The organism is Neglectibacter sp. CSJ-5 (genome assembly GCF_032490475.1).
In the GTDB taxonomy this organism is placed as follows: domain Bacteria; phylum Bacillota; class Clostridia; order Oscillospirales; family Acutalibacteraceae; genus Hominenteromicrobium; species Hominenteromicrobium mulieris.
On record NZ_JAVYJC010000001.1, the window covers coordinates 657,773 to 681,947 of the forward strand.

The following is a 24,175-nucleotide window of genomic DNA, read 5'->3' on the forward strand; positions in this document are numbered from 1 at the left end:
TACCGCCTGCCCGGCGGAAAAGAAGCGGGGCGGCCGCAGAACGGGGACTGGCCCGAGAAAAAGGACGCGGCAGAAGAAAGGAAAAACTATGGCACTTGAATGGCTGAAAGGTATTCTCGGCGACAAATACACCGAGGACATCGACAAGCAGGTCTCCGCAGAGATCGGCAAAGCATTCGTTTCTAAGGCGGATTTCAACACCAAAAACACAGAGCTGAAGAATGCGAAGGACGCTTTATCCGATGCGAACAAGACGATCGAAGGCTTTAAGTCTATGGACGTTGACGCGATCAAAAAGTCCGCCGATGAATGGAAGCAGAAAGCCGAAAAAGCAGAGAAAGAAGCTGCGGAGCAGATTGCACAGCTCAGATTTGACGCGCGTCTCGATAACGCGATCCTCTCCCGGCACGGCAGGAGCACGAAAGGCATCAAGGCGATGCTGGACGTGGAAGCCCTCCAAAAAAGCCAGAACCAGGACAGCGACATTGCCGCAGCGCTGGAGACCCTGCAGAAAGAAAGCGGCTACATGTTCGAGACTTCCGCTGCTGGCAGTTCGAACACAAACAACGGTACACAGGGCGGCATCCGTCTGAACAGCGGCACACAGCACGCCGGCGGCGGAATGCCCGACTACAATGCTATGAGCGACGCGGAATATTATGCCGCTGTGCTCAAAGATAACAAATAACAGGAGGTCATTATGGCAAATCAGTTTTTAACCATCAAAGAGGTCGCACGCCAGGCGCTGCCGCGTCTGATCGAAAACCTCGTATTCCCGAACCTTGTATACAGGGACTATTCCGACACGTTCCAGAAGCGCGGCGACGAAATTCAGATCCGCAAGCCCGCAAAGCTGGAAGCAAAGGAGTTTGACGCAGCAAAGGGCGTTGAGATGCAGGACATCGACGACAGCCAGACCGTAACGGTCAAGCTCGACAAGATTGCGACGGTAGACGTGGAAATCTCCGCGCTGGAGGGTGCGCTGAACATCGACAACCTCAACCGCCAGTTTATCGAGCCTGCGGCTGTCGCGCTCGCCCAGAAGATCAACAGCGATGGCCTTGCACTTTACAAGGACATTCCGTATGTCTGCGGCACGCCGGGCACCACGCCGAGCAAGCTTGAGGACATCACCGCCGTGCGCAAGGTACTCAATGCTAACAAGGTACCGACGAGCGGCAGACGTGCCGTGTGGGACGTGGAAGCGGATGCAGCGTTCACAACGATTCCGGCGATTGTCAACGCGGAAAAGTCCGGCAGCACAGCAGCGCTGCGTGAGGGCTCCATCGGCAGACTGTTCGGTCTCGACAACTACATGTCGCAGGCGGTCAAGCATCACACTGCCGGTACGCTTTCCGCCGCCGTCAAGCCGAAGGAAGCCACAAAGGCAGGTGCAACACAGCTCACCCTCGCGGCGACTGCCGTGACCGGCGCGCTCAAGAAGGGCGATATTCTGACGATCCTCGGCGACACGTATGTGGTCACGGTGGATGCTGCGGCAGCCTCGAACGAGATCACAGTGCCGATCTATCCGGCACTCAAAAAGGATGTTACGACCGCGACGAACGTGACGGTCGCAGGCAACCACACCGCAAACCTGGCATTCGTTGCCCCGGCATTCGCGTTTGTCACCCGTCCGCTCGTTACGCCCGCCGGTGTGGACTGCTATACCACGAGCTACAATGGCATTTCCCTGCGCGTTACAAAGGGCTATGACATGAAGTATAAGCGCGAGATGCTCTCCATGGACGTGCTGTACGCGTACAAGACGATCTACCCGGAGCTCGCCGTGCGTGCGATGGGTTGACATGTGGACGGTCGGTTTTGAGTTCTACCGCAGCACATACGGCGGTGCGATGGAAGCGGAGAACTTCCCGCAGACGATGCGTGCGGCGTGCGCATATATCGACACGCTGACGTTCGGCAGGCTGCGCGGTGCGGAAGAAATTCCCGATGACGTGCAGCTTGCGGCTTGTGCTGTGGCGGACGTATACGCCGCGGAACAAAGCGCACGCCGGGAGCAGATGCAGCGGGCGGGCGTGAAGTCGTTCACGACGGACGGGTACAGCGAAACGCTCGGCGACGCCGCACAGCTCGCGAAAGACTTTGCGCAGCACCGTATGGACGTGGCTGAAATTTACCTGCCGCGTGCGCACCCGCTGCGCTACGCCGGTATTCGGTAGGAGGGCAGCATGCAGCTTTGTAAGGAACAGCTCACGTATTTCGTGCTCGATGAGCGCGACCGCGTTGAAAAAGCCATTCCGCTTTTCGGCTCCTGGTACAGCAAAAGCACTTCGGAGCTGACGGATAAGGGCATGACGTTCGCGCAGGTCACGGAGTGCCGCATCCCCGCGGAATACGCGCCGCAGGGCTTTGCACCAAAAGAAAACGACATGCTGCTGCGCGGCACGTTTGACGGAGACCCGCCGGCGGCTGCACTGCTCAAGCACCGATACCACGCGGTGACGGTGAAAGCGGTGCGGGATAACCGCCGAACCGTGATGGCGCCGCACTGGCATATCTTTGCGGTTTGAAAGGCGGTGTATATGGCAGTCAGCATTGAACTGAAGCTTGACCCGCTTGTAAAAATGGAAGCGAAACGCCATTTGAACGACACGGGCAGAAAGAAGGTCGCAAGCGAAGTGAAACGCCTTTGTGACCCGTATGTGCCGTTTGACACCGGCATGCTGAAAAACACCGCGCAGGTGCTCACGGACGGCGTATTGTACGTGCAGCCATACGCGGCGGTGCAGTATTACACCAACGCCGGCAGCGGCAGGCAGGGGCTTACAAAGCAGAATGCGCACAACTACAAATGCCTGCGCGGCGCCTACTGGGACAAGCGCATGATGGCGGATAAGGGCGACGCGCTCAATAAGAGCATCGCTTCGTTCTGCGGCGGAAAGGCGGGAAAATGAGCATATCGGTTTTGGCGGGCATCCGGGAGTATCTTTCCGGGTGTCCTCTTTTTGATAACGGCTTGATACGCGTGAATTACCTCGAGGGCGAACCGATCGCGTATACGGTCGATGAAGTCCCCGCAGAGCCCGTTGTGCGGCAGTACACGGACGGCAGCAGCCTGCGGCAGGCAGAATTCGTCATCGCATCAAGCGAGTATTACAGCCGGGATGAAATCGAAAACCTCAAGGTGAGCGGCTTTTACGAGCAGCTTGCCGACTGGCTGGAGATGCAGAGCGAAAGCGGTGTTTTGCCCGAGCTGCCGCGCGGGTGTACGGCACAGAAAATAGAAGTTTTGACAAACGGTTACTGTATCAGCGCGGACATGCAGCAGAAGGTCCAGCGGTACCAGATACAGTGCCGTTTGCTCTATTTAAAAGAATTTTGAAAGGAATGATTTGAATTATGGCAGATACCAGAACTTTGGTACCCAGAAGCCAAAAGGTGCTCTTTTACGGCGTTCCGGCAGCGTCCGGCGATACAACTACTTACCACCGTATGAAGGGCTTTACGGACGTATCTACATCCAAAAACGCGAAGGAGTATACCCGTCAGTATGTAGACGAGCTTTTTGAGCAGACGGACGTCACCGGCTATTCGCCGTCCACATCTTACGGTTTCGACCAGTACGCGGGCGACCCGGTACATGCGGACATTGTGAAGATCACAGACGATGAGCTGATCGGCAGCAACGCCGTGCGCTCTCTGATCCTTGTAGACCTCTCCGCAACGGGTGCCACGGCAACGACCGCACCCGCCATGAAGCGCGATTATGCCGTCATCCCGGATTCCGAAGGCGGCAGCATGGACGCATATACCTACACGGGCAATTTCCGCTCGAAGGGTGAGAAAGTCACCGGCACGGCTACCACGGACGACGACTGGCAGACCATTACGTTTGCATAAGGAGGCGCAGCATGTACAAGTTCAAAATCGAAAATACCGAGTTCGAATACAACTTCGCGGACGCCGATGCTGTGGAATGCTTTGAAAAAGCGATGCTCATGCTCGGTGAGCAGATGCAGAACGTGCCGAAGGAAAAGAGCGGCAGCGAGCAGATCCGCTACGTGTGCAAATCTGTTTTCGCGGTGCTGGACATGATTTTCGGCGACGGCACGGCGAAGAAGATCTTCGGCGCGACTTGCGATATGATGCGCTGCATGAATGCGGTGGATGCGCTCGTGACCGCGAGATATGAGGCGGACGCGCAGCTCAGCGAGCAGATGCGCGCTCTGAACGGCAAAAGCTATATCAAATGACCTCGTGGCAGACATTGCCCGAAAGCATCATGGTGGACGGCACGGAGATCCCGATCAACGCGGATTTCCGTGCCTCTGCTGCTTTTGAGGAGCTGATGCAGGACCCAACGTGCACCGACGAACAGCGTGTTGCGGAGATGCTGGACCTGTATTTTACCTCGCAGACTATGCCGATGCTGCAAACGCTGGTACTGGAAGGCAAAGCACAGGCACTTTTTGAAGCAATCTTGTGGTTTTACCGCTGCGGCAAAGCGCCGAAAGAAGATCACGTAGCGAGCAAAAACGAGCCGCTCCCGTATTCCTTTGCCGCCGATGAACAGCGCATTTACGCGTCGTTTCGGGAGCAGTACGCGCTTGATCTGTACGACGTGCCGTTTCTGCACTGGTGGAAGTTTTCCTCCATGTTCGCAGCACTCGGAGAGAACACCGAAATGGCACGCGTGATGCACATTCGCACGGCGAAGTTTGAAAACGGCATGAGCGCCAAAGACCGTGCGGCACTGCGCAGGGCGAAGCGTGCGTATGCGCTGCCGGATCTGCGCACCGACGCACAGCGCGACGATGATTTTGCCGCTGCATTTGCTTCGGCGTTTTAGGAGGTGACGGTTTGGCATCTGACGGTTCTATCAAAATATTGACCGACCTTGACACCTCGGGATTTGAAAAGGGTATCAACAAACTTTCGGGCTTAGCGCCTAAGGGGTTAGGTACGGTTTTGAAATCGGTCGCGGCAGTCTCCGGCGCGCTGGGTGCTGCGAGCGGGTTTGCCGTAAAGGTCGGCTCGGACTTTGAAGCCGGTATGAGCGAGGTCGCCGCCATATCCGGCGCTACGGGCAAGGATTTGGAAGCCCTCACCGCGAAAGCAAAAGAGATGGGCGCGACCACAAAATTCAGTGCGACGGAGTCCGCCGAAGCGCTGAAATATATGGCAATGGCGGGCTGGGACACCGACAAAATGCTCTCGGGCTTGCCGGGTGCCATGAACCTTGCGGCGGCATCGGGTGAAAATCTCGGCACGGTATCGGACATCGTGACGGACGCCATGACGGCGTTCGGGCTTTCCGCAGACAAAGCCGGACACTTTGCGGACGTGCTGGCGCAGGCTTCGAGCAAATCGAATACCAACGTCGGCATGATGGGCGAAACATTTAAATACGTCGCGCCTGTTGCCGGTGCACTCGGGTACAGCGTGGAAGACGCCGCCGTTGCGATCGGCCTGATGGCGAACAGCGGCATCAAGAGCAGCCAGGCGGGCACAGCTTTGCGGCAGACGCTCACGCGCCTTGCAAAGCCGACCGACGAAGTGGAAGCCGCGATGGAAGACCTCGGCATATCGCTGACGGATAGTGAGGGCACCATGAAGTCCCTCGGCGAAGTCATACTCGATATGCGCAAAGGCTTCAAAAATCTCACGAAAGACCAGCAGGCGCAGTATGCGGCTTCTATCGCCGGGCAGGAAGGCATGTCCGGCCTGCTTGCAATCGTCAATGCAAGCGATGAAGATTTCAACACACTGACCGAAGCCATACAGAATTCCGACGGTGCGGCGCAGTCTATGGCAGACACCATGCAGGACAACCTCAAGGGCGCCGTGACCATCGCGAAATCCGCGCTGGAGGGGCTGGGCATTACGGTGTATGAAGAAATCAGTACGCCGATGAAAAACGCTGTGGAGACCGCTACGGAGTACACAGGGCAGTTACAGCGAGCTTTTGAAGCTAAAGGGATTGAAGGTGCTGTATCGACACTGGGTACAGTGCTCGCGAGTGCGGCGACAAAGGTAGCGCAGGCAGCGCCGAAAATGGTGGATGCCGGTGCAAACATGATCGTATCGTTTGTGCAGGGAATATCCAAAAATGCCCGTAAACTCTCTACGGCTGCCGTGAACGTAGGTAAATCTATCGTCAACGCATTGCTGAAATTTGTACCGGAAGCCGGAAAGGCAGGCTTGAAACTCATCACGGCGTTTGCAAAACAACTCGTGGGGTACAAGCTCGGCAAAGAAATCGATTCACTTGGCAGCACGATCATAAAAAGCTTTTCGGACATTTCGCGGTCTGTGAGCAATGCTATTGGGAAAATCACGCCGATCATTGAAAAAATGGCATCTGCTGCCATTAAAGCAGCGGAAGGCGGCATAGAAGTGCTGGCAAATATGATCGAATTCCTTTGCAACCATATTGACGTTGTTTTACCGTTAGTTTCTGCGGCTGCAACCGCCTTTGCAGCACTCTCCATTGCAAAGAACGCCGCAACATGGATACAAGGCGCTACGACGGCATTTCAAGGGCTAACAGCGGCGATGTCGCTTAATCCGTTTACGCTTGCGGTCGCCGGCGCTGCCGCTTTAGTGGCTATCCTTGTGACAGTAGTCGCTATGCAGGAGGATACTGTTACCTCTGCGGAGCGTTTAGCCGAATCGCAGGAAAATCTTGCGGAAAGCTGTCAGGGGGTACTTGATCAGTACGGTGCTTGGTCGGATGCAGTAAAAGCCGCAGACGGCTCGCTGGACGCCTTAACGTCCACAATGGGCATTGCAAAGGACAAGCAGCAGGAGCTCGCTGCCGAAATGGATGCTGTGCAAGCGCAGATCACAGCGATTATGAAAACGGCATCAGACGAGCGTCGAGGCTATACGGAGGCTGAAATCCAGACGCTGCAAGATCTGTTTGCACAGATGAGGTCACTATCCGAGCAGGAGCTCGCGATACAGCAGTCTTATCAAGATGCCGTCCTGACGCAGGCGAGCAATTTGCTCGACGCAGAGAATATGACCGCCGAATCATACACGGAATACGCTGCACGTATTGCAGCACAAGCCGAGACGACACGCGACGCAGTTATTAACAGTGCAAGCGACAAATATACACAAGCCATCGCCTACGCCGAACAAGAACGCGAAGCGGTTTTAAATTCCGAGGCAGGTAAAAACGAGGAACAAAAAGCGCTGGCCGAGCAGGCGTATCAGGATGCAATAAACACGGCTGCAAAGGAATATCAAGCGGCTGTGGACGCAGCAAACGCTAAATGCAACGACACCAGTGAGATCATCGCACAGGGATATGCCAAAAACGCAGACCTCGCACATGCGTGGTCAGAAGAACAGGCAATGATTGCCGCGGAAGAAACCGCCAATGCCAATGCCTACAAACAGGAGCTTATAGACGTTTACCAAAGCTATGTCGATGAGATGAAGCAAAAAGGTGCAGACGAATATACTGCACGCGATAATTTGCAGAAGGAACTCAATGACATTAACGAAAGATACACCGCAAAAGAAGCGAGTACCAATAACCGCCGAGCGGCAAATCTGGATGAAGCCACGCAAAAGCAAATCGCTACATTGCTTGAGATGGTGGCAGAATCGGGCAGCGCTTACGATGATTTGGATTCGACGACGCAACAAATGGTCGATGGTTTTATGGAAAACATCGATCGCCTTTCGCCGGAAACAAAGGAAAGCCTCAACGATACGCTCAAAGGTATGGGCATGACGATTGACAGCAACGGCAAGCTTTTGTACACCAGCGGCGAAAAGTCTGGGCAAGAGGTTATTAAAGGTTGGAAAAGTAAAATTCCAACTATGCAGTCGGCTGCCGATGAAGCAATCAAAGAGATCGATTCTCGTATGAAATCCGGGAAAGTATCGGCACCGAGTATGGGCAATATCGGTAACGCTTACAATGCGGCAGCAAATGCTCGAGCCCAAATCCAGTCGTATCTCAACAATAATCCTGTTTATGCCACTGTCCGCACCTCTCATGCGGCGGGCGGGTACTGGGCGCGGGGCGGCGTTACGAAGTATGCGCGCGGCGGTATGACGCCGGAGATCCACAAGCACGCAGCGGGCGTATTCACAAAGCGCACACGGCTGTGGGACCCGGTGACGGGCATCAACGAATATGGCGAAGCCGGACACGAAGCGCTGCTGCCGCTCAAAACCTCGGTGTATGACGAGATTGCGAAAGGTATCGTGCGGCAGCTCAGCCCGGCGAAGCTTTCCGGCATTGTGGACATGCTGCGCAGCGCCGTACGTGAACGCAATGAGACCGTTACCGTGCAGGTGCAGGAGCGGCGCGACCTTCGCGCGGCGGAGAAAGCGACACTGCACGAGGAAGACAGCGGCGTTGAAGAACTGCGCGAGGAAGCAGCCGTGCTCGGCAGCCGCATGGAGCAGGTCTTGACGTTGTTGAAAGAATTGCTCGGTACGTCGAAAAGCGGAGCAAATGCACTGCTGCAAGCGCTGCTCGGTATGCGCATCGACCTTGACGGCGAAGCGGTCGGCAGGCTGATTGCGCCGGAGATCAACGAACGGCTGAACGACTTATACGAACTGGAAGAAAGGGGGCGCTTTTAAATGTGGGGACTGACGATCAACGACAAGCACACGTTCGACGATTTCGGGCTTTGCTGTCTGAGCTGCACACTGGATCCGCCGGAGCCGCGGCTTTACACCATCGATATTCCCGGTGCTGACGGTGTGCTGGATGCGACCGCCGCACGCGGGCGTGTGACCTACAAAAACCGCACGCTGACAGCGGAATTTGACTGCGTATATAAAAGCCGCACATCATACGATGCAGCTTGCGCGGCACTGAACACGGCGCACCACGGAAGGCTTGTGGAGCTTCTCACGGACAGCGACCCCGAGCATGTGCTCACGGGACGTGCTGCGTGGGAGCATACTGTAGACGGCCTTGCCGCCACGCACACGCTGACGGTCGATTGCCAGCCGTACCGCATGGCGCTGTTTCCAACGGAAAAAACGTATGTCTTGACCGGCGAAGAGCTGCCCATAGCGCTTTTGAACGCACAGAAAGCCGTGATTCCGGAATTTGTGACGGACGCAGCCGGCATGACCGTGAAAACAGCGTCCGGCACGCAGTATACCATCATGAAGACCGGAGGCTATACCATCCCGGAGATTTATCTCAGCGAGGGCGTGAACACCTTTACGCTGAACGGCACGGGCACGATGACGATTCGTTACCGCGAGGGGGTGCTGTGATATGTACCGCATCACCTGTGACGGTATAACGCTGTATGAGCCCGATAACCCCGTTCTGCAGCTCATCTCCGGCACGCTCAAGACCGGGCAGAACATTGCCGGCACGCTGGCGTTTGTACTGGCGCCGACGCACCCGTATTTGTCCCGCATCAAAGCGCGCAGCAGCGTTATTTCGGTGTACAGGGACGGGGCGTTATATTTCCGCGGTTCACCGCTCAACGTGACGGAGAACGACACGGGGCTTGTGACGGTCACAGCAGAGGGGGCGCTGGCATGGCTCGGAGACTCCGTGCAGCCGTTTGCCGAATACCACAACATGACGGTGCGCACATATCTTGAAACGTTGGTTCAGAACCATAATGTGGCTGTGCAAGACGACGCGTACAAACAGTTTACGGTCGGCGAAGTGACCGTGACGGACAGCAACGACAGTTTATATCGACACTCGAATTTTGAACACACCAAAGACGCGATCACCGAGAAGCTGACAAAGCGTCTCGGCGGCATTTTGCGGGTGCGCTGGAAGAACAGCGTGCAGTATCTCGACTACCTTGCCGAATACAAGCACGTGAACGGGCAGGGCATCAAGTTCGGGCAGAACCTTTTGACGTATGCCCGCAGCGTGCCGACCGCGAACCTCGCAACGGCGATCATCCCGCTTGGCTGCAAGCTGACGGACGCAGACGGCAACGAGACGGACGAGCGCCTGCAAATCGACAACGGTGGTAAAAATTACGTGTGGGACGAAAAAGCTGTGCAGGAATTCGGCTGGATCTTCGACACGATCATCTGCGACGATGTGACACTGAAAGAAAATCTCATCAAGCGCGGCTATTCGGAGCTTGAAGCCCGCAAGGTGCTGCCGACGACCATCAAGCTGACCGCCGTCGATTTCGGTGCGCTCGGCGGCAATTATGAGCGCATCACCGTCGGCGACCTGCTGCCCATCGTGAGCGCCCCGCATAACCTCGACACCTACATGACCGTCGCCGAGATGACGGAGAACCTTGTGGACCCGGGCAAAAGCACGGTGACGCTGAACAGGACGTATAAAACGGTGACGAGCGGCATCGCGAGCGTCAAAAAAGAGCTTGGGCAAGAGTTTGACCTTGTGAAAAGCGATATGCAGAAGCGCACAGACAAAGTGCGGCAGGAGCTCACCGATTACAAAGTCGACGCGCGGAAGGACATGGACAGCATCACGGCATCGGTGACGGAGACCAGGACGGAGCTGACCACGACAACTGAAAACGTGTATGACGCGCTCGGGCGTTTACAAGATACCGCAGTCTCTACGGAAGAGCTCGAAAGCGTTAAACAACTGCTCATCACCCAATGGAGCGACCAGCTCGAATACCGCTTTACGCAGGTGACAAACCTCATTGACAGCACCAACGGCACGATAGCGGAAAATCAGCGGCTTTTAGAGCAGTATATCCGCTTTGAGGGGGCGCGAATTACTCTCGGCCGCAGCGACAGCGCCATACAGGCGGTGCTCTCCAACGACCGGCTCGAGTTTGTTGAAAACGGTCAAACCGTCGCGTATATCTCCAATCGTATGCTTTATATCACGGATGCGCATATCACGGGCAGCTTGTCTTTCGGCAACGCCGACACGGGCTTGTATATGTGGCGGTACAACGCGGAGGCCGACACGTTTGATCTTGAGTTTGAGGGGGACGACTGATGGGCAAAAACAGCTATAAAGCCCAGCTTAACTATTACGACAGTAAGTGGGGATGGAAAAGCGAGGGCACCGCCTCGCAGGGCCAGTGGGACGGCACAGGTGTGCGCACCGGCGTACTGTACTTTCCGGGCCTTGCAGCGCTCAAGGGCAAGATCATCAACAGCGTAAAGCTTGCCGCGACGACCGGACAGACGGGCTACGGCACAGCGACCACCAAAACGGTATACATCTACAACTCCGCCGCGCAGGGCGGCATTAAAACCTCGCTCAACGCAGGGCACCGCACAGGCAATGCGCTTGGCAGCTGTAAAGCGCCCATGTGGGATAATACCAAAACGTTTGATGTTGCTTTCATGGCGGCATCTATCGCCGCCGGGTACGATACGTACTGCATCTACAATGGCAGCTCTTACACGGATTATCTCAAATGGACGGCTGTAACGCTTGAGGTGGATTGGCAAGAGCCCGCAACACAGCCGAGTTTAAGTGCTACAACCGTAGAGATGGGCAAGAGCGTGACGATCAACACGCCTGCGGTAAACAGTGCCTACAGGCACACACTGCGCTACGCGTTCGGCGGCGCATCCGGAACGATTGCCACGGGCATTGCAAGCAGCGTGAGCTGGACGCCGCCGGTGTCGCTCGCAAATCAAATACCGTCCGCCACGGCGGGCAGCGGTACAATCTATTGCGATACATATTCCGGCAGTACGCTCCTCGGCACGAAGTCCGTAAGCATCACGCTCACCGTCCCCGGCAGCGTAGTTCCGTCGGCGGGCACGCTCTCGGCAGCGCTCGCCGAAGACACGAGCGGCACGGGTCTATACGTCAAGGGCATGGGCAAAGCAAAGCTGACGCTTTCCGGAGCATCCGGCGCATACGGCAGCAGCATCACCTCGTACACGATTACCGGCGGCGGATGGACGGCCACAAACGGCGCGCTTACGACCGGCACGTTGGCATCGGCGGGCAACATCACATTCACGGCCACGGTAACGGATTCGCGCGGACGAAAAGCGAGCACTACGCGCGCGATCAACGTCATAGACTACACAAAGCCCGGCGTAGCGGTGTGTGACGTGTACCGCTGCGATGCAGACGGCAACCGCAAAAAGGCAGGCACATATTTTGCCGTGAAGATCAACGCGAGTTACAGCGCAATCACCGGCAACACCTTGAGCATTACAGCTCGATACAAAAAGCAGTCCGAGAGCAGTTACAGCACCGCGGCGAACGTTACCAACAACGGCAAAACCGTGCTCGGCGGCGGAAATATAGGCGCGTCCACCACCTACGACGTGCTCGTGACGGTGGCGGACAAGTATAACAGCTTACTTATCCAGCGTACTCTGTCTACAAAAAGTGTGCTGCAATCCTTCAAACGCAGCGCAGGGGCGGCCATCGGCAAAGTGGCCGAGCTCGCGAACTGGCTGGACGTGGCGTGGAATACGCGGATTCGGGGCACGGTGCAAGCCGATAGTTATACTCCCGTAAATCGTGATGATGCGTCATCTAATCCAATCGTGTTTGTGCCGCGTGTTACCTATGGCACACTGGGACTTACTGGATCAAGCGGCTCCGAATACTTTAAGCAGTGGCTTATTTGGGTGTGCAAAGCCTATCCGAATAAATATATGCTATTGTGTATCGGCACGCAGCATCCTAATTCGGTCGGCATTGTGCTTTGCCACATCTACAATACGTCAGCAGTAAATGCGACCGGGCTGCCCGAGTATGCGACGGGCAAATATTTTGCACTGGGCGGCGGCGAAAGAGCTTTCGGCACCGTAGATTATAATTTTTATTTAAAATAAAGGAGCAAAAAAATGAACAAAGCAACTGTACTTAAATCCGTAACGGCAGTCGTTGGGGCGGGGGTCGCGGCATACTGCGGGCAGCTGGCCGCGCCGGTGCTCGTGCTGCTGTGCATGATGGTGATCGATTACGTCACCGGCATGGTCAAAGCCTACATGACGGCGCAGCTTAGCTCGCGCATCGGCGTGAAAGGTATTCTCAAAAAGCTTTGCTATATGGCCATGGTCGCCGTAGGCGCAGGCGTGGATTATCTGCTGCGCGGCGCCCTGGTACAGGCGGGCATCAACCTGCACATCGAGCTTTTCTGCGGTCTGCTGGTCGCAATCTGGCTCATCATCAACGAGCTCATTTCCGTCATGGAAAATCTCGCCGCCATCGGCGTGCCGGGGTTTCCGCGGCTGTCTAAACTGTTGGAGAGATTGAAGAACACCGTAAGTAAAGAAGAGGAGGAAAAATAATGGTACCGATTAGAGAAAACTTACTTAGCCCGAGCAAATATGATTTGAAAGTACCCGTAGAATCATGCGCAAAAGACATGAAGTACATCGTTATCCACAACACGGGCAATGATGCGTCTGCTGCGAACGAAGTGGCATATATGATTCGCAACGACAGTGCCGTCTCGTTCAATGTCGCGGTAGACGAGAAAGAAATTGTGATCGGTATTCCGCTCAACAGAGGCGCATTTGCTGCCGGCCCGAGAGACGGCAATGCGCACGGAATCCACATCGAGATTTGCTGGTCTCTGTCTGGCGGTGCTAAGTTCGATAAAGCTGAAAAGAACGCAGCTGAATACGCAGCGAAACTCTTGAAAGAGCGGGGGTGGGATATTTCTCACCTGAAAAAGCACCAGGACTTTGACGGCAAATATTGCCCTCATCGCACGCTCGACAAGGGCTGGCAGCGATTCGTAAACATGGTCAAGACGTATATGAACTCGAGTGCTTCTGCCGCAAAGCCTTCAACGTTCAAGTCCTATCTTATTCGAAAGAATTGCCGTGACCCGCTGAACATCCGCAAAGGTCCCGGTACGAACTACGGCGTGCAGGGCCAGATCAAAGACACGCTGCGCTATACAATTGTTGAGGAGCGCAGCGGCCCCGGCTCCGCCAAGGGCTGGGGCCGTCTCAAAGCCGGCGGCTGGATCGCACGCGACTGGGTGAAAAAGGTCTAAAAGTAAATACATAAAGCGAAAGGCGCAGGGCTGCCGGGATTTCCGAGCAGGCTCTGCGCCTTTTTTATTTTTCTTTATCGAATATCCTTGTAATATTTAGAAATATGTTCTATAATAATACCAAAAATAAAAGAACGATAAAGAAAAAGGGCTACACAAGCGTAGCCCCGCAACGATTGAGTTGCATGTTTTAAGTCGTGAGCATTAAAAATTGACGAGGTAACCGCTCACTAGTCCTCTTAGTTCTTATTATATTCAATTATTTAGATTTGTCAACAGTTAATTCTAAATTTACTTAGAAGGAGAATAGAATGGGAAAGCCTTTTTTTTAATTTTCGTTATCAATGTTATACACCTAATTATCCAGACAAAATAGAAGAGCTATTACATCTGGCGCGTCCTGAACGGTGGGATTATTTAAGAGATCAGCAAGATGTTGATCATAAAATTCTTGTAAACTATATTGACCATACATATAATCGGCTGAATTCATTGAATAGAAAATATCCTAATGGAAACTATCTGTTTAGCAATGAAAAGAACGCTTGTTTTAATACGGGATTGTTTACCACAAACTTTGAACCAATATTTGCGTTACTTGAAAGGAATGACCCTGCTTATAAAGTAAAATGGAAACTCAGGGGATTTTATAAAGAGTCTAGCCGTGAATTAAGATCGATTTCACCTTTGCCGGAGAGAGCTCATTATTTTGACAAAGTTGAAGATTTGATATATGATACGAAACATGAATTGAGAGTCAATATAGATCACATATTAGAAGATGAAAGAAATAGGCAAAGAATCCCAAAAATATATAGAGATTCACCTAATTTAGCTATGCTCTTTAAGGGAGCTGCATTAGATTTTGCAAAAATTAGAATAATGGAAAACTATAAAGCGGCAGTACCGCAATATTTTAATGGGAAAATTCAGTTTCTTATTCCAATAAGTTTAGGGGATCCTTCTGTAGTTGATTTGTCTTTAGCTGTTGGGTTAGAAGATGGTATATACACCGGGCATACATGTCTTACTCTTGATATGGCTTATAATAATGCAAGACTTATTGCAAAGCCAGAAAGTGACTGGCTTGTTTCAAACCCTGAAGCTATTCATATACGAACATAACTTGAAACACAAAAAAACAGCGCCCCAGGCTGAAGGATGAGTAGCCGCGGGGCGCTTGACGGATTTATCGATCATATTATAAAAAGGTGCGGCAAAAATATCAGGAAAATCTTGAACAGGCCTGCAAAAATCTGCTATGATATGTCAAAAGAGGGATAGCTATGACAAAAGAGCAGATGAAGATTAAATTTGACCGTTGGACTGAACGTGTAGGGCACACGCCGTTTGAAAATGACCTCGACAACGCGACGCTTTTGCTTTCATACGACGACAAGCAAACAAGTACAACGCTTTCGACCGTGGCGGTCTATGCCGTCGCCGTACATATGAACCGTGTGCATCTGTTTTTGTATACGGTGCGCACCACGTGGCAGCTTGACGCGCGGGGTGACACCGGAGAAGTGCTTGATGAGAGGTATAGGGTTATTGTGGCGTTTTAGCGCGGGTAGTCAAAAAAGTTGTCAAATGCTGAAAAAAGGCAGAAAACCCGCGAAAAGCCTGATTTCTTTCCGTCCTTGGTAAGGACGAGGTCACCAGTTCGAATCTGGTTAGCAGCTCCAAGAAGGACTTTGCAGAGATGCAGAGTCCTTTTTTGTTTGTGTTTTTGAGAGGTCATGCAGACAAAAGAGTATTCGGCAGTATATCATTTTTGAAGAAAAACGGCCTTTTTGCGCCTGTTCATAATTTCGACTTGAAATTTGCCGTATTTCTGCTATAATCTTTATAGTTATCCCTATATGTTTATGCTTAAAAAAAGCAAAGGCCAAACTGCCAGAAAATTGAAGGAGCAGAGGATTATGAGTATTCCAGAAATGGACATGAACCCGGAGATCGCCCGAAAGTTACTCGAGGTCGGCGAAGAATTCCGCATTGAAGGCCCGTTCTTCTCGTACGAAGAAATCAAAATGGGCAACGTGAACCACACCTACAAAGTCAATTATATTCGCGATGACGGTACCGGCATGGCAAGGATTAAGTCTTTCCTTGTGCAACGCGTCAATACATATGCGTTTCAGCACCCGATTGAGCTGATGCAGAACATTGACCGTGTCACGGAGCACATCCGCGAAAAATGCCCGGATACGAAAAGCCTGCATTTCCATCACACGAAGCACGGCGTCAACTATTTGATGGATAATGACGGCTTCTGGCGGCTCAGCAACTACGTGCCGTCTGTGACGTTCGATACCTGCGACGATCTGAACGTGGTGCGCAGTGCAGGTGAGGCGTTCGGCGATTTCCAACTGATGTTGGCAGATTTCGATGCGAACTCCCTTTTCTACACAATCCCGGATTTCCACAATACGCGCAAGCGCTATGAGAAGCTGAAGGAAGACATGGCTGCCGACCCGTGCAATCGTGTGGCAGAGGTGCGCGAAGAACTCGATTGGCTGCTTTCCGTAGAGGACGAGGCTTGCCGCCTGACCGACCTCTTTGAAAAAGGCGAGCTTCCGCTGCGCGTTACGCACAACGACACAAAGATCAACAACGTGCTGTTCGATGAGAAGACGCACGAGGCGCTCGTTGTCATCGATCTGGATACCGTTATGCCGGGCCTTGTCGGCCACGATTTCGGCGATGCCATCCGCTTCGCTGCAAATTTTGTGGAAGAAGATTGCGATTATCCGGAAAAGGCCGGCGTAAACCTCAATATTTTCTGGGCATTTGCCGAGGGCTTCCTTAAAAAGACCGCCGCGTCTCTGACGAAAACCGAAGTGGATACGCTGGCGCTCAGCTGCTTTGCGCTTACCTGCGAGCTTGCAACGCGCTTCCTTGCGGACTACATCGTCGGCGATAAGTACTTCAAGGTCAAAAAGCCGCAGCATAACCTTGTTCGTACGCGCTGCCAGATTGCCCTTGCAAAGGACATGCTGAATAAAATGGACGCGATGAACGCCATCGTGCAGGACTGCGCACGCCGCTACAAAGAGACCGAAAACGCATAATTCATTTTGCATCCAGACGACCCGGCAGTTTTGTCGGGTCGTTTTTAAAAACAGGGGGAGTTTATCATGAAAATTCTGTTGACCGGCGCAAATGGCTTTGTAGGGGCACGCATCCGTGCGGCGGCGCCCGTTATTTGTGCGCCGTCTCTGCGCGGGGCGGAAAAAGAGGATATCGACCGTCTCATCGACACCGTGCAGCCGGACGCCATCCTTCACACCGCGGCAATCTCGGACATCGGTGCGTGTGCCAAAGACCCGGAAGGCTCGTACCACGCAAATGTTTTGGTGCCGGAGTATTTAGCCAAAGCCGCAAACGGTGCGAAGCTCGTGTTGTTCAGCTCCGATCAGGTGTACAGCGGCGCAAAGGGCGATAAGCCGTTTACGGAAGACGACGTTGCGACCGCAAATCTCTACGCCGAAGAGAAGTTGGAAATGGAAAACCGCGTTCTCGCGATCGACCCGAATGCCGTCATGCTGCGTGCGACGTGGATGTATGACATGCCCATGTTCGGTGTGCCGAACCGCAGCAACCTCATCACGATGTTCCTGAACGCCGCCATCACCCAAAAGCCGCTTGCACTTTCCAAAGAGGAATTTCGCGGCATCACCTATGTGCGCGAGGTTGCAGAGCAGACCTTGCAGGCTGTGAACTTGCCCGGTGGGGCGTATAACTTCGGCAGCGAGGCAGATGTCTCCATGTACGCGCTTGCGGAACTGTTTATGAAAAAAACAGGCATGAAGCTCAATTTGCAGGAAAAATCCGGCGGCGAAAACCTCTGGATGAACTGTGCAAAGCTCAAAAACGCCGGCGGCGGATTTGAGACGACTGCCGAAGGCCTTGCGACGTGCATTGAGGACTATAATCTTTCGCTGCTCGGCCAATAACAAAACGAAAATCTCCTTTGAAGCCCGGTTCTATGGGTTCTTCAAAGGAGATTTTTAATGGATCGAAATATAATTATGTCAATAACATTATGTAAACTAAATTATGTAAAATTAAAGAAATTTGTCGAGCGCATGGGCGCGTTCACAGGCCGCACGCACCAGTTTCGGTTGCATGCGCAGCACGCCGGGCTCACCCACGACCTCCGCAAAGCTCGAAATCCTTTTGCCTCACAACAGATCAGAAAGATAGGCTAAACAGTCCGGTGGGCTGTTTAGCCGTAAGAAACCCTATCAAGAGGTTCCTTAAAAAGACATGAAGAATGCAAAAAGCCACACGCTCAAAAGTGTCATTTAAACCCCCTTCGGCATAACTTGTACAAGGGGAAAGTCCCCGAAAACAAGGAGGGGTTTTATGGCATCTTTTACAAATTTCGCGACGCTTTCGTATAACGGAGGCACAACGAATTCCAACACCGTCACGGGCGAGCTTTTGGAGGCCTTGACCGTTACCAAAACCGCCGTGGTGAAAAATTACGCCGCAAACGATAAGATTACGTATATCCTTTCTATCGTAAACAGCGGTGCGCAGCCGGTGACAAATCTCACGGTCACCGATAACCTCGGCGCGTATGAATTTAATAGCGGGACCGTCTATCCGCTCGCGTATGTGCCGAATTCTGTTCGGTATTATGTAAACGGAGTCTTGCAGACCGCGCCCACCGCAACGCCGGAGCCGCCGCTCGTCATTACAGTTCCGAATGTCCCCGCAAACGGCAGCATCATGCTCGTTTACGAGGCAGAGGTCACAGCGTATGCACCGCTCGGCACGGACGGCAGTATCACGAATACCGCAAATGTCACGGACGGCAATCTGGAAGTCAGCGCGTCGGAAACGGTCTCCACGGAGGATCGCGCGGTGCTCACCATCAGCAAAGCGCTGTGTCCTGCGGTCGTCACGGGGAACGGGCAGATTACGTATACGTTCGTCATCGAAAACACGGGCAACACCGAAGCTTCCGAAGCCGAGCGCATCGTGCTGACCGATACGTTTGACCCGATCCTCAAAAACATTGCGGTCACGTTTAACGGCACCGCTTGGACAGCAGGTACGCAGTACACGTATGGCGAAACGACCGGCGTGTTCGCAACGCTTCCGGGGCAGATCACCGTTCCCGCCGCGCAGTATACGCAAAACGAAAACGGCACATGGGCCACAACACCCGGCACCGCGGAGGTTGTTATCACCGGCACCGTGTAAAGCAAAATTTAACAGAACGCATTGCGTAGATATCCTCCGGCTTTTCGCCGGGGGATATTCATGCTTTGTGTCGTTTTTTAACAAGCGATTTTACATGGATTTTACAAAGAACACACAGTTGATTTGACATAGACACGATATACTCCTGTACGTGTAAAAGAATGTTAAAAGGGGAAAATCGGGTATGGATATTTTCAATGTACTGACGATGATCGGCGGGCTGTGTCTTTTCCTGTTCGGCATGAACTTGATGGGGCAGGCCTTGGAGCGCCGCGCGGGCGGCAAGCTGCAAAGCTTGCTCGATAAAATGACCGGCAGTGTACCGGCGGGCTTTTTGACGGGCCTCGGCATCACAGCCATCATTCAAAGCTCGTCGGCGACGACAGTCATGGTAGTGGGCTTCGTAAACTCCGGGCTCATGACACTGCGGCAAGCCATCAACGTTATTATGGGTGCGAACGTGGGCACCACCGTTACGGCGTGGTTGTTGAGCCTTGCGGGTATCAGCGGCAGCAATATTTGGGTGAATCTTTTAAAGCCGTCATCCTTCACGCCTGTTTTGGCGCTCATCGGCATCATTTTCTATATGTTCTGCAAGTCCGGTAAAAAGAAAGATACCGGCATGATCCTGCTCGGCTTTGCGACCTTGATGTTTGGCATGGAAACCATGAGTGGCGCGGTTTCGGGCCTTAAAGATGTCCCGGCGTTCGCTTCGCTGTTCCTGATGTTCAAAAATCCGATTCTTGGCGTGCTTGCGGGTGCGCTTTTGACAGGTATCATCCAGTCCAGCTCAGCTTCCGTGGGCATTTTGCAGGCATTGGCCGTAACGGGGCAGGTCAGCTACGCGGCGGCTATCCCGATTATCATGGGCCAGAATATCGGCACCTGCGTTACGGCGCTGATCTCCTCCGTGGGCACACAGAAGAACGCAAAGCGCGCGGCAGTTGTCCATTTGATGTTCAACGTTATCGGCGTGGTCGTGTTACTGACGGCCTTCTGGATTGTAAAGATCGTGTTTGCACCGGCTATTCTGGATGAAAACGCCACCATGTCCGGCATCGCGATTGCACACTCGCTCTTTAATATTCTGTGCACGGCGATGCTGCTGCCGGCAGGCGGCTTGCTTGAAAAGCTCGCAATCCGCATTGTGCCGGATAAGGGCGGCAAAGAGCAGCCTGTTGAGCTTGAAGAGCGTCTGCTCATCACACCGTCCGTCGCGCTCGGCCGCTGCCGTGCCGTTGCGGGCGAAATGGCACGCTGCGCAGGCGAAGCGCTGCATATGGCGCTGACGACCTTTGAAAATTATTCGCCGGAGCTTGCGGAATCCATCCGTGAAAACGAGAGCCGCTGCGACCGCTACGAAGACGAGCTTGGTACATACCTGGTGCGCCTGAGCGCCCAGCAGCTGAGCAATGCCGAAAGCGAAGAAGCCACCGAATTATTAAAAATTATCGGCGATTTTGAGCGTATCTCCGACCACGCCGTGAACCTGCTTGCGGCATCGGAAGAGCTGCGCAGCAAGGGACTTGGCTTCAGCGCCACCGCAGAAAAAGAGCTGAAGGTGCTCATCGGCGCGGTGAGTGAGATATTGAATACGGCAGAGCGCGCGTTCAGCGAAAAAGACCTTGCGGCCGCCGCACAGGTAGAGCCGCTGAAACAGGTCATCGTTGCACTGAAGGAGCAGATGCGCACGCGCCATATTCTGCGCATGCAGCAGGGTCATTGCAGTATTGAAGCGGGCTTCGTGTGGTCCGACCTGCTGACGGATCTCGAGCGAACGGCTGACCACTGCTCTAACATCGCCGGCTGTGTTCTGGATGCGGCAAACCACGGTCTTAATCTGCACGAAACGCTGCGCGCCATGCGTGCCGACGACCCCGACTTCCGCCGCGCCTACGGCACCTACGCGGAAAAATACCGCTTGCAGGCAGCATAACTACATAATAAATCAAGTTAAAAGAGAGGCAGTCTGCTTTAGACCGTCTCTCTTTTTGTACGTGTATGGGCATTTTGCCGGAGGTTCGGAGGAGTAAAGCGTTTTAAGATTGCCGCACGGAATCGTATTTGGAATCACCCAATGCTTTGAGGTAGGCATCGTAAGCCGCTTCCAACGAAGAAAACTCTTTTCCGTTTTTCAGGGTTTGCTTATACTGGCTCGGCGTAAGCGATTCCGAGATGGTGACATACTTCTTGCCGTTTCGCTTACCGGTCGTGGTTTCGGAAACATAATATTTCCCGTTACCGGTTTGAATAATTACGGGGATTTCCTTTCCGGCTCCGACCTTATCCGTGTTCAGAGATGTCCAGAAAAGATACCGATTTGCTTCTTGTCCATCTTTTCCGTTGCCGAGATAGGCCCATGTGCAATTAGGCTGCTGCAAAAGACTGTTATCCAGCTTTTTAATCTCTGCGATAATGGATGGAACATAGAGCGAATCCGGACATCTGGAGTCAAACTCAAAGTTTGTATTGGTTTTTATGCTGCCGTTTTTCCAAAAATCCGTATCGTATAGAAGCGAGAAGAAATCCGTTACGCTTGTGTTAAACGGGTATTTAGGTGTAGATGGGCCGGCTTTTCCGCTCCAAGTGAGAATGATTCCGTAATCTTCTTTATACGATACGACACAGGTTCCGTTTGGCGCAGCAACGCCTATCCAGTTAACCGTGTCTCCTTGGTTTTTGTAATGGACGATACCGCCGATATTCACAGGGTCCAATGATTGCCAGTCGGCCTGCTTCTGTTTTAGGTTGACGGTTACGGTAGTCTCAGAATCGCCGAGTAACGCCTCTGTGGACACCTTTGCATAAGCGGAGCGGACATTTGCAAGATCTGTTGCTTCTCTGGCTTTTTCAAGCTGTGACGCAAATACCGGAATTGCAACTGCAATCAATACGGCGATGATTGCAATGACAATTAGCATTTCCATTAATGTGAATCCGTTTTTGTTTTGCTTCATTATGATCCCTGCTTTATCTTTGAATAGAACAAATACATGGTGAAAATAAACATCGAAGTTAATCGCCGAAGGTCTCCGCAATATTTTCCGCCGGAAAGGATTTCTGCGGAAAAAGATATTATTAAATCGTATGGTAAAGGCCCATGGAATCCAAAATCTTTGTAAAAGGAAATGGACACCAATCAAGATACATGTTGTATCAAAATTGGTGTCCAGTTATGGTCCGAGTGACAGGAGTTGAACCTGCGGCCTCTTGAACCCCATTCAAGCGCGCTACCAAAACTGCGCTACACCCGGATAACGAATTTATTATACACGATGCCCGGGAAAAAAGCAAGCAGTTTTTTCACAATTTTATGCGGAAGCGGAAAATAGAGGAAAGCGGCTTTAAATCAGACTCAGAAAATAGCGAAACAGCTTTTCGCCGTTCACAGCATCGGGGCGGCGGTGCGCAAAGCCGATGCGCTCCGGGTGAAACTGCACGCCGATCACCTTGCCGTTTTTATGGATAAAGCCCTCGTTGATGCCGTCGTCGCTGACGCACAGGGGGATAAGTCCCGCGCCGAGCTTACCTGCGGCCTGATGGTGTGCACTGTTCACGGGGAATTCTTCGCCGTAAAATTCGCGCATCAGATCATGCTGCGCGCGCACCGTGTGAATGGCGTCGCCGGTCTCTTTTGTCGCCATGTGGTGCTGCGGGTCCGGCACATCCTGAATGAGGTCGCCGCCGAATGCCACGTTCAGCACCTGGTGCCCTCTGCAAATGCCGAATACCGGCTTGCCTGCTGTAAAAAAGCATTTTGCAAGCGCAATCTCGTCTGCATCACGGCTGTCATCGATGCCTTCGCTCGCCGTGTTTTCCTGCCCATAGAGCACAGGATTTACATCGGCGCCGCCGGGGATCAGCAGGCCGTCGCAGGTGTCTGCGTCGGAAAGCGTCATCGAGATTACCGGCTCCGCGCCGCAAGCCGTCAGCGCCGCCACATAATTTGCAAAATCGCCGGGGTTGCCGCGCATAAAGATCCTTTTCATCAAGGTCACTCCTTCAAAATGAAAAAAAGATGAAAAAACAATTTAGGAACTATGGATTAGTATACCAGTTATGTGGTATACTTGCAATAGAAGATACGAAAGAAAAGGGAGCATGAACGTGGCAAAGCACATGGCAGGGCCGCAAGGTGGACATTACAGATTAAAACAGCCGCAAAAACGGAAGAAGCGTAACAGGATTCCCGCACGTGTACTGAAATCGCGTGCACGGCTTTTGCTTAGTGGGGCAGGGTGCATTGCGGCTGTGCTTATCATCACAGCGCTGCTTGCCATGCCGCATCAAAATGCAGAGCCCATAGAAGCTGCTGCCTCGCCGGAAGCGGTACCGAGCACCGCTGCGGAGAGCACTTCAGACAAAGCAAGTGTGCTTTCTAAAACGACCTCTGCTCCCGAATCTGCCTTTCAGCAGCTCGGCGATTGGCGGCTTGTGCTTGTGAACAGCGAAGTGCCGCTGCCGGACGATTTCCAAATGACCCCGACGCTGTTCGATACCATCACCGTCAACTCCAAAATGTACCCGGAGCTCACGGCGCTTATCAATGCAGCGTATAACGACGAGATCAATTTGTGGGTTGCCTCGGGCTATCGCAGCGTGGAGGAGCAGGAAAGCGTGCTGGATCGCGCCGTGCAGCGCCGCATGGCAGACGGCATGACCTATGAAAACGCGTATGAAGACGCGCGGATCACCATTCAGGCGCCGGGGTACAGCGAGCATCACACCGGCCTTGCGGTCGATTTCAACGACGTTGAAGACGATTTCCGCGAGACGAAAGCCTACACATGGCTGCAGGAGCACGCCGCAGAATACGGCTTTGTCGAGCGCTACCCAAAAGGCAAGGAGAGCATCACCGGCATCGATTACGAGCCGTGGCATTACCGCTACGTCGGCAAGGAGCACGCGCAGCGCATGAACGAGCTTAACATGTGCCTTGAAGAGTACGTGGCGTTCCTCAAGGGCAATTAAGAACAGAAAACGGGAAAAAGATGGCGCTTTTTCCCGTTTTTTTATTGCAAAATTTTGCGCACAGATATATAATAGAACATTATATGATG

At 53.1% G+C, this 24,175-nt stretch carries 24 protein-coding genes and 1 tRNA gene; 22 read left to right on the top strand and 3 right to left on the bottom strand.

Features of this window, described 5'->3' with window-relative positions; all coding sequences use genetic code 11:
- The first annotated feature begins 88 nt into the window (after positions 1–88).
- The 21 genes from R2K26_RS03020 (at position 89) to R2K26_RS03120 (ending at position 21,051) form a co-directional block, all read left to right on the top strand.
- Positions 89–688 carry a phage scaffolding protein gene (locus R2K26_RS03020; protein WP_316518718.1) on the top strand — a complete coding sequence of 200 codons (600 nt, stop codon included), beginning with the start codon at positions 89–91 and terminating at the stop codon, positions 686–688.
- A gap of 12 nt (positions 689–700) precedes the next feature.
- Positions 701–1,807: a P22 phage major capsid protein family protein gene (locus R2K26_RS03025; RefSeq protein WP_316518719.1), complete on the top strand. Its 1,107-nt coding sequence runs from the start codon at positions 701–703 to the stop codon at positions 1,805–1,807.
- Between the two features lies 1 nt (position 1,808).
- Entirely contained in the window at positions 1,809–2,183 is a 375-nt protein-coding gene (locus tag R2K26_RS03030; RefSeq protein ID WP_316518720.1) for a hypothetical protein, read from the top strand.
- A 9-nt stretch (positions 2,184–2,192) separates the two neighbouring features.
- Positions 2,193–2,534, top strand: a complete 342-nt coding sequence (locus R2K26_RS03035; protein WP_316518721.1) for a DUF6751 family protein — start codon at positions 2,193–2,195, stop codon at positions 2,532–2,534.
- Between the two features lie 12 nt (positions 2,535–2,546).
- Positions 2,547–2,918: a minor capsid protein gene (locus R2K26_RS03040; protein ID WP_316518722.1), complete on the top strand. Its 372-nt coding sequence runs from the start codon at positions 2,547–2,549 to the stop codon at positions 2,916–2,918.
- Positions 2,915–3,346, top strand: coding sequence for a hypothetical protein (locus R2K26_RS03045; protein ID WP_316518723.1), 432 nt, complete (start codon positions 2,915–2,917; stop codon positions 3,344–3,346). Before R2K26_RS03040 ends, R2K26_RS03045 begins: the two co-directional genes overlap by 4 nt.
- A 17-nt stretch (positions 3,347–3,363) precedes the next feature.
- A complete protein-coding gene (locus R2K26_RS03050) occupies positions 3,364–3,864 on the top strand; it encodes a hypothetical protein (protein ID WP_316518724.1) in 501 nt (166 codons plus the stop codon).
- An 11-nt stretch (positions 3,865–3,875) separates the two neighbouring features.
- Complete coding sequence (locus R2K26_RS03055; RefSeq protein ID WP_316518725.1) at positions 3,876–4,217, top strand: DUF6673 family protein; 342 nt, start codon at positions 3,876–3,878, stop codon at positions 4,215–4,217.
- Entirely contained in the window at positions 4,214–4,813 is a 600-nt protein-coding gene (locus R2K26_RS03060) for a Gp15 family bacteriophage protein (RefSeq protein WP_316518726.1), read from the top strand. The genes R2K26_RS03055 and R2K26_RS03060 overlap by 4 nt, the downstream gene beginning before the upstream one ends.
- Before the next feature lie 11 nt (positions 4,814–4,824).
- The gene (locus tag R2K26_RS03065) at positions 4,825–8,574 is read left to right on the top strand and encodes a phage tail tape measure protein (RefSeq protein WP_316518727.1); all 3,750 of its coding nucleotides are present in this window, start codon (positions 4,825–4,827) and stop codon (positions 8,572–8,574) included.
- Positions 8,575–9,225, top strand: a complete 651-nt coding sequence (locus R2K26_RS03070) for a hypothetical protein (protein ID WP_316518728.1) — start codon at positions 8,575–8,577, stop codon at positions 9,223–9,225.
- 1 nt (position 9,226) lies between these two features.
- Complete coding sequence (locus R2K26_RS03075; protein WP_316518729.1) at positions 9,227–10,912, top strand: phage tail spike protein; 1,686 nt, start codon at positions 9,227–9,229, stop codon at positions 10,910–10,912.
- Complete coding sequence (locus R2K26_RS03080) at positions 10,912–12,726, top strand: DUF859 family phage minor structural protein (RefSeq protein WP_316518731.1); 1,815 nt, start codon at positions 10,912–10,914, stop codon at positions 12,724–12,726. Before R2K26_RS03075 ends, R2K26_RS03080 begins: the two co-directional genes overlap by 1 nt.
- 12 nt (positions 12,727–12,738) lie before the next feature.
- Entirely contained in the window at positions 12,739–13,185 is a 447-nt protein-coding gene (locus R2K26_RS03085; protein WP_316518732.1) for a phage holin family protein, read from the top strand.
- Positions 13,185–13,901, top strand: a complete 717-nt coding sequence (locus tag R2K26_RS03090; protein WP_316518733.1) for an N-acetylmuramoyl-L-alanine amidase — start codon at positions 13,185–13,187, stop codon at positions 13,899–13,901. Before R2K26_RS03085 ends, R2K26_RS03090 begins: the two co-directional genes overlap by 1 nt.
- Before the next feature lie 390 nt (positions 13,902–14,291).
- Positions 14,292–15,026 carry a DUF3825 domain-containing protein gene (locus tag R2K26_RS03095; RefSeq protein WP_316518896.1) on the top strand — a complete coding sequence of 245 codons (735 nt, stop codon included), beginning with the start codon at positions 14,292–14,294 and terminating at the stop codon, positions 15,024–15,026.
- Between the two features lie 161 nt (positions 15,027–15,187).
- The gene (locus R2K26_RS03100; protein ID WP_316518734.1) at positions 15,188–15,466 is read left to right on the top strand and encodes a hypothetical protein; all 279 of its coding nucleotides are present in this window, start codon (positions 15,188–15,190) and stop codon (positions 15,464–15,466) included.
- Positions 15,467–15,823: 357 nt separating this feature from the next.
- Positions 15,824–16,972, top strand: coding sequence for an aminoglycoside phosphotransferase family protein (locus R2K26_RS03105; RefSeq protein ID WP_316518735.1), 1,149 nt, complete (start codon positions 15,824–15,826; stop codon positions 16,970–16,972).
- A gap of 66 nt (positions 16,973–17,038) precedes the next feature.
- A complete protein-coding gene (locus R2K26_RS03110) occupies positions 17,039–17,857 on the top strand; it encodes a sugar nucleotide-binding protein (RefSeq protein ID WP_176821201.1) in 819 nt (272 codons plus the stop codon).
- 412 nt (positions 17,858–18,269) lie between these two features.
- On the top strand, positions 18,270–19,115 hold the full coding sequence (locus R2K26_RS03115) for a hypothetical protein (RefSeq protein WP_316518737.1): 846 nt from the start codon (positions 18,270–18,272) through the stop codon (positions 19,113–19,115).
- Between the two features lie 184 nt (positions 19,116–19,299).
- Complete coding sequence (locus R2K26_RS03120) at positions 19,300–21,051, top strand: Na/Pi cotransporter family protein (RefSeq protein WP_316518738.1); 1,752 nt, start codon at positions 19,300–19,302, stop codon at positions 21,049–21,051.
- Between the two features lie 103 nt (positions 21,052–21,154).
- On the opposite strand, the gene R2K26_RS03125 is transcribed toward R2K26_RS03120, so the two are convergent.
- From R2K26_RS03125 to R2K26_RS03135, 3 genes are all read right to left on the bottom strand, one after another.
- Positions 21,155–22,153, bottom strand: coding sequence for a prepilin-type N-terminal cleavage/methylation domain-containing protein (locus R2K26_RS03125; RefSeq protein WP_316518739.1), 999 nt, complete (start codon positions 22,151–22,153; stop codon positions 21,155–21,157).
- A 138-nt stretch (positions 22,154–22,291) separates the two neighbouring features.
- Positions 22,292–22,369: transfer RNA gene (locus tag R2K26_RS03130), tRNA-Pro, on the bottom strand.
- 90 nt (positions 22,370–22,459) lie between these two features.
- Complete coding sequence (locus tag R2K26_RS03135; protein ID WP_316518740.1) at positions 22,460–23,104, bottom strand: gamma-glutamyl-gamma-aminobutyrate hydrolase family protein; 645 nt, start codon at positions 23,102–23,104, stop codon at positions 22,460–22,462.
- A 118-nt stretch (positions 23,105–23,222) separates the two neighbouring features.
- On the opposite strand from R2K26_RS03135, the gene R2K26_RS03140 reads away from it, so the two are divergent.
- Positions 23,223–24,086 (top strand): M15 family metallopeptidase, encoded by an 864-nt coding sequence (locus R2K26_RS03140; protein ID WP_316518741.1) that lies wholly within the window; start codon positions 23,223–23,225, stop codon positions 24,084–24,086.
- The last annotated feature ends 89 nt before the right edge of the window (positions 24,087–24,175 follow it).

What these genes read in the sequence shown, in the direction of transcription:
- R2K26_RS03020 (WP_316518718.1), top strand. Translation starts at nt 89, where the DNA reads ATGGCACTTGAATGGCTGAAAGGTATTCTCGGCGACAAATACACCGAG.
- R2K26_RS03025 (WP_316518719.1), top strand. Translation starts at nt 701, where the DNA reads ATGGCAAATCAGTTTTTAACCATCAAAGAGGTCGCACGCCAGGCGCTG.
- R2K26_RS03030 (WP_316518720.1), top strand. Translation starts at nt 1,809, where the DNA reads ATGTGGACGGTCGGTTTTGAGTTCTACCGCAGCACATACGGCGGTGCG.
- R2K26_RS03035 (WP_316518721.1), top strand. Translation starts at nt 2,193, where the DNA reads ATGCAGCTTTGTAAGGAACAGCTCACGTATTTCGTGCTCGATGAGCGC.
- R2K26_RS03040 (WP_316518722.1), top strand. Translation starts at nt 2,547, where the DNA reads ATGGCAGTCAGCATTGAACTGAAGCTTGACCCGCTTGTAAAAATGGAA.
- R2K26_RS03045 (WP_316518723.1), top strand. Translation starts at nt 2,915, where the DNA reads ATGAGCATATCGGTTTTGGCGGGCATCCGGGAGTATCTTTCCGGGTGT.
- R2K26_RS03050 (WP_316518724.1), top strand. Translation starts at nt 3,364, where the DNA reads ATGGCAGATACCAGAACTTTGGTACCCAGAAGCCAAAAGGTGCTCTTT.
- R2K26_RS03055 (WP_316518725.1), top strand. Translation starts at nt 3,876, where the DNA reads ATGTACAAGTTCAAAATCGAAAATACCGAGTTCGAATACAACTTCGCG.
- R2K26_RS03060 (WP_316518726.1), top strand. Translation starts at nt 4,214, where the DNA reads ATGACCTCGTGGCAGACATTGCCCGAAAGCATCATGGTGGACGGCACG.
- R2K26_RS03070 (WP_316518728.1), top strand. Translation starts at nt 8,575, where the DNA reads ATGTGGGGACTGACGATCAACGACAAGCACACGTTCGACGATTTCGGG.
- R2K26_RS03075 (WP_316518729.1), top strand. Translation starts at nt 9,227, where the DNA reads ATGTACCGCATCACCTGTGACGGTATAACGCTGTATGAGCCCGATAAC.
- R2K26_RS03080 (WP_316518731.1), top strand. Translation starts at nt 10,912, where the DNA reads ATGGGCAAAAACAGCTATAAAGCCCAGCTTAACTATTACGACAGTAAG.
- R2K26_RS03085 (WP_316518732.1), top strand. Translation starts at nt 12,739, where the DNA reads ATGAACAAAGCAACTGTACTTAAATCCGTAACGGCAGTCGTTGGGGCG.
- R2K26_RS03090 (WP_316518733.1), top strand. Translation starts at nt 13,185, where the DNA reads ATGGTACCGATTAGAGAAAACTTACTTAGCCCGAGCAAATATGATTTG.
- R2K26_RS03100 (WP_316518734.1), top strand. Translation starts at nt 15,188, where the DNA reads ATGACAAAAGAGCAGATGAAGATTAAATTTGACCGTTGGACTGAACGT.
- R2K26_RS03105 (WP_316518735.1), top strand. Translation starts at nt 15,824, where the DNA reads ATGAGTATTCCAGAAATGGACATGAACCCGGAGATCGCCCGAAAGTTA.
- R2K26_RS03110 (WP_176821201.1), top strand. Translation starts at nt 17,039, where the DNA reads ATGAAAATTCTGTTGACCGGCGCAAATGGCTTTGTAGGGGCACGCATC.
- R2K26_RS03115 (WP_316518737.1), top strand. Translation starts at nt 18,270, where the DNA reads ATGGCATCTTTTACAAATTTCGCGACGCTTTCGTATAACGGAGGCACA.
- R2K26_RS03120 (WP_316518738.1), top strand. Translation starts at nt 19,300, where the DNA reads ATGGATATTTTCAATGTACTGACGATGATCGGCGGGCTGTGTCTTTTC.
- R2K26_RS03135 (WP_316518740.1), bottom strand. Translation starts at nt 23,104, where the DNA reads ATGAAAAGGATCTTTATGCGCGGCAACCCCGGCGATTTTGCAAATTAT.